This is a genomic window from Runella sp. R0.1_18, from assembly GCF_057652155.1.
Window position 1 is genome coordinate 1 of the sequence record NZ_JBYFCK010000049.1, and the last position, 5,692, is coordinate 5,692.

The 5,692-nt window shown below is 44.0% G+C and carries 2 protein-coding genes; both read left to right on the forward strand.

Annotated elements, in window-relative coordinates:
• A partial coding sequence (locus AC23P2_RS30830; protein WP_487776750.1) for a T9SS type A sorting domain-containing protein occupies positions 1 to 349 on the forward strand: 349 nt, incomplete at its 5' end.
• A gap of 541 nt (positions 350 to 890) precedes the next feature.
• The coding region (locus AC23P2_RS30835; RefSeq protein ID WP_487776751.1) for a hypothetical protein at positions 891 to 5,692 on the forward strand (4,802 nt) is incomplete at its 3' end.

A 5,692-nucleotide genomic window follows, 5' to 3' on the forward strand; every position in this document is an offset into this window, starting at 1 on the left:
AGGCATAGGCGCAGCAAGAACAGCAGAGAGTGGAGAGCAAGAAAGGGGCGAAGGGCCAATGGCAACAAATTTGTCATTAATTCCCCCATTGGGGGGCAGGGGGCTGGCTGTCCTGCCCAACCCAGTGACCAGCTTGCTTCGTCTTCAAGTGGAAGATAGCAAGGGGCAAGTAGTTCAGACTACCTTGAGCGATGCTTCGGGTCGTAGAGTGCTGAGTCGTCAATTTGTACCAGCGACCAATGCACACGTAGAAGAATTTGAAGTGAGTGAGTTAGCAAGTGGAATGTATTTCGTACAGGTACATTCAAATGAGAAGCAACAAGTATTGAAAGTAGTAAAAGTAAACTAGGTAAAAGGGGAGGGTTGGAAACAGTCCTCCCCAATTTTTTTGATTGAATCTATGCCAATAATTTTATTGTCTATATATACAAGTATCTAATTGACAAGGTGTATAAAACATATTATAAGGTAATAAATAGTTTGTAATGTATTGATATACAGATTTATAATGGTATTTAGTTGAGTAAGACGATTTGCAAAATGCCATAAACGTATTCCAAAAAATAAGGGTTAACCCTTATATCTTTTCGTTTTTTTTTGTTATTTATTTGTAGCTTCAAATCCAATATCAAATCCTTATGAAGCTCTACTACAAAATCTACTTAATTCAACGTTCCGATAGGAATTTTCTGAAATTGATTGAAGCTCCTCCTTTAAAACGCACTTAAAAGTCGCTCGACTTGTAAAGAATTAAGCATCAATTCGGTGTAGGTGAAAACCATGCACTATTGGCGAAAAATTAAAAACTAAATTATAAAATTCATCAACATGTAATGTGTTGGATGAAAATATTTTTATTGCCCAATTTTTAAAACCAATTTCTTACACGTATGAAAAGTTATCTATACATGTTACTCTTGGCGACCTGTTATTTCGCCATTGATACCCGTGCCCAAAGTAGGGGAGATAGTCAAACAAGTTCCGCGACGACTACCCCTCAGGGCGCACCTACGACCGAGGGAAACCTCACCAAGTCATTTAAGTTTTCGGGTTCTGTACACGCCATTGTAAATGGTGAATACGTGCTGAATGGGGTAAATAAACTCGGACAACCTCGCTACACCCATACCTCAGGCGATTATGAAGTAAACTACGATGGTAAGGGAAATTGGTGGCTAAATACCGACAAAAACTTGTCGGGTGGCCCCAAATACTATCGAGCCCCAGGTGATGCTCAGGGGCCACCAAGTACGGGGTGGGTCGATAATGAGGGACAACCTACACAAGTTACTTTTGCCGCAGGGGCACAAAATGCAGCTTATGAAGCCCAAAAAAACGTTCGTAAGGCTGCAATTACGTATGTTTCGAGAGTAGGTACAGACGATATTGACCCTAATCAGGTAATTAAAGTTGTACATGTACCATCGAAACAGCTTTTAAACAGGGGAATTCCTACGGCAGTAAAAAAGCTGAATGGCGCAAGAGCTTCTTCGGCCACGACCTATTATGTTTACAATTTGAGGGTAGGCTATTATAAGATTAATGATAATGACAATGGTTGTGATTTTTCGGGCGAAAACCCTGATCCACGTTACAAAGTGAGTACGAGTGGGGGGCTTAATTTTTCCCAAACCATCAATGTAGGTGATGATAAGCCTTGTGGTTGGCAGCGGATGAACAACGACGGGCGATACATGCAGGCGAGCGGTTTTTCAACTACTTCGGCTGCCTCACCTTTTCAGTTTACGATGAATATTGAGGCTTGGGAAGAAGATGCCTGTGGCGGAGACAATGATTACAACGATGATTGTTTTTCGAATGATGACGACCACCCCGCTTCTACGTCAACTATGGTGACGATTGACCCTTCCAATATGAATTTAGGATATAACTTTTTGGATATTGAATGGTCGGGGAACGGCGCCAAATACGGCTTGCGTTTAGAATGGGAGTTGTTGGATGCGCCTAAAATTGTCACATTTTATTCGGACGCGAACCTTTCAGGACGGGTACAGCACTTTGGAAGTGGCGATTACAACACCAATGCCTTGTTTACGGGCGTAGGAAATGACAATGTTAGTTCGATGGAGATTGCACCAGGGTATAAGGTGATTACTTATAACAATGCAGATCGTGTTGGTTATCCGATTGAATTTAGAGGTACAGTAAACTTTGTAGAAGGCGCGAATGATCGGACGTCATCTTTCCGAGTCGTACCCGATGATAACTTACTAAATAATGATAAAACGTTGCTTATTTACTTTAATGGCTCAGGTAAATCTCTTGAGTTTCAGCTGCAACGCTTTGCTACAAAAGTGAATGCCGACCAGATGATTTTTATCAAAGGGGTGGGGGGAGATAGCAAAGATTATAGCAATTATAACCAAGATAACCTGAGGTATCAAGAGGGAGAAGATGTGAATCAATACGAGGGCTTTGATGCCATCAATCCATTCCCGACCACTTTTTATTCAAGATCTAAAGTATTAAAAAATGATAACTTCGGTGGCGGTACATATCGCTATTTCTTTGGAGTGGACATGGACTATGATGGTAGTGTAGCGGCTGGTTATGAAGATGAAGATTCTTATACGGCTGCCGCCAACGTGATGCGGGTATTGCGCCGCTACAACCTAAAAGGATATAGCCGTATTGTGATTTCAGGCCATAGCCGTGGGTCGGCCGTAGGGATTTCTTCGTTTTTGTATGGTATAAAAAAAGCGTTGGAAAGTGATGCTCAATTTAATGAGTTTAATGGGACGATCAGCACGGTCTTGAACAATGCCTCTACCATCAACGTACTGGCCCTTGACCCCGTAGCGGGAGCTAATACTGCTGGCTTACGTAATGATTATCACATGGGTGATAGCTGGCGAGCCCGAGAAATTTATCAATGGTTAAAAGGACGTTTCTCCAACATCAATTTTTCTGAAATTTATGCCAACGGTGGTAGAATGCTGGAGTCAGATGAGCTAGGAGGCTTTGGTGAGCTTTTTCCAAATAACACCTTTGATCCATCGCCCAACTACCTGCACGTTGAACCCAGCAATAACGTACAACGCTACTGGCTTGGATATCGTCACAGTTCGATGGTCAATAAAGAAGAAAAATGGTCGTCTGAAATCTATGATGCAGCAGGGATTCCGCGTCCTTGGTTGCATACCGCAGATATGCTCAATGCCGCTTTTTACAACCAGTCTTTGTTCCGCAATCATACCCATTGGTATAATATATTTCGTACAAGTGATCAATTGGCGTGGTTGAAAGCTTTGGATATACATGGTTGTACTGAACCAAATACAGTAGAAGGGCAAAACCCTCTCGGGATACCCGATTCTGATTTGGAGTTTAAGCACTACCACGGAACTCGCCACAAGAATTTTGATAACTCCGACAATTCATCGGTCAATATGGATGATTTTGTTGGCAATAATAACATCAAGTTTTATTGCTCGGACGAGTCACAAATGCCTCAGAATGCGGAAACATATACGTCAAGTAATTCCCATACCGATAGTGAAGGTTGGACGCACTATTGTAGTTGTAACGGTAAGCGTTTGTTATCGTTGAAATTAGGTGGTACAGGCGCTAGTGTACCTGAAAATGCCGTATCATTTAAAGAATCGAATAACAATTATTTTGCAGAGAACGGAAATGGGTTTATTCGTAATCCTAATGGAGCGGTGATTATGGGGCGTAGCTGGAACGTTAACCCAACTACGCAGCCGAGCAGTAATGTAGGTGTACGGTATTACTTCCGACAAATGGATTACGATAATATAAACACGCACCTGACTATTTTGAAGAATCTACCTGCTTTGACAGGAGTCAACCGGTTGTTTTTTTACCATGCTACCAGCGGGGCAGCTCATGCGCGGGTTGCGGATATTCCAACGGCTACTATTTTGAGAAATGGTTCGACGGCCTCTACTAGTAATTGGGTGTTAGGAAGCACCTTACGCGGCGATTATTATGCAGAATACCAAGCCACATCTCTTTTAGGTGGTAGCGGGGGTGGAGATAAATGTACGACGCCAGCGGCGATTGCAATAACCGAAAACTCGGGTACTCTCAATGACGGTACGATTTGTGCAGGTGAGACGGCGACCCTCACTGCTTCGGGAGGAACGCAGTATGCGTGGAGTACAGGAGCAAACACGGCAGTTATTAATGCTACAACTTCGGGTACCTATACCGTCGTGGTTTCAAATTCAGAAGGTTGTTCGGCCGAAGCTAGTGTTACGATTACAGTGACTCCTGCTTCGGTAGGTGGTAGTGTCGCAGGGGCACAGCCAGTTTGTACTGGTACTAACTCAACAACGCTAACCTTATCAAACCAAGTAGGTACGGTACAAAAATGGCAATCGTCGTCATCGTCTGATTTTGCGAGTGCGACCGATATTGCAAATACGACTACGAGCCTGACGGTTACTAACCTGACCCAAACTACGTATTATCGGGCAGTTGTACAAAGTGGGATGTGTGCGCCAGCATTTTCTGCCACTGCTACCGTAACGGTGAATCCACTTTCGGTAGGTGGTAGTATAGCAGGTTCGGCGACGGTTTGTACAGGAACAAATTCTACAGTTTTGACCTTGTCAGGGCAGGTAGGAAGTGTTCAAAAATGGCAGTCGTCGTTGACGTCTGATTTTGCGAGTGCAATTGATATTGCGAATACAACGACTAGCCTAACGGCGACTAATTTGACGCAAACAACCTATTATCGGGCGGTGGTTCAAAGTGGTGCGTGTACAGCTGCATTATCTGCGACGGCCACGGTAACGGTTGACCCTGCCAATGTAGGGGGAACAATTGCAGGTTCGGCTACGGTGTGTTCGGGGACAAATTCGACAGCTTTAACCTTGTCAAGCCAAGTAGGAGCGATTCAGAAATGGCAATCATCGTTGACGTCTGATTTTGCGAGTGCGACCGATATTACCAATACGACGACTAGCTTTACGGCGACCAATTTGACGCAAACGACGTACTATCGGGCGGTGGTCCAAAGTGGGGTTTGTGCGGCAGCCTATTCTGCCTATGGTATGGTCAAGGTTGATCCTATTAATGTAGGTGGGACTATTTCGGGTTCGGCCACGGTTTGTTCGGGTACTAATTCGACAGTATTGACGTTGTCAGGGCAAGTGGGAGACATTCAAGCTTGGCAGTCTTCATTGACACCTGATTTTGCGAATGCAACAAACATTGCTAATACAACTACTACCTTAACTGCCACTAATTTAACACAGAAGACTTATTATCGGGCGACGATAGCCGTATTAACTAGCGTTTGTGCGCCAGTATTTTCTGCGACTGCTACAGTGACGGTTGACCCAGTTTCGGTAGGTGGTAGTATAGCAGGCTCCGCCACGGTATGTTCGGGGACAAATTCGACAGCTTTAACCTTGTCAAATCAAGTAGGTGCGATTCAAAAATGGCAGTCATCACTAACGTCTGATTTTGCAGTTGTGACTGACATTGCCAATACGACGACTAGCTTTACGGCGACCAATTTGACGCAAACGACATACTATCGGGCGGTGGTTCAAAGTGGGGTTTGTGCGGCTGCGTATTCGGGAACTAAATTATTGACGATTAATCAGTCACCCTCAATTCCTCAACAAGTAACTGTGAGTAAAACGACGGGTTGTCCAGGTGAAACCGTGACACTCTCCGCTCATTGTGGAGCTCATGC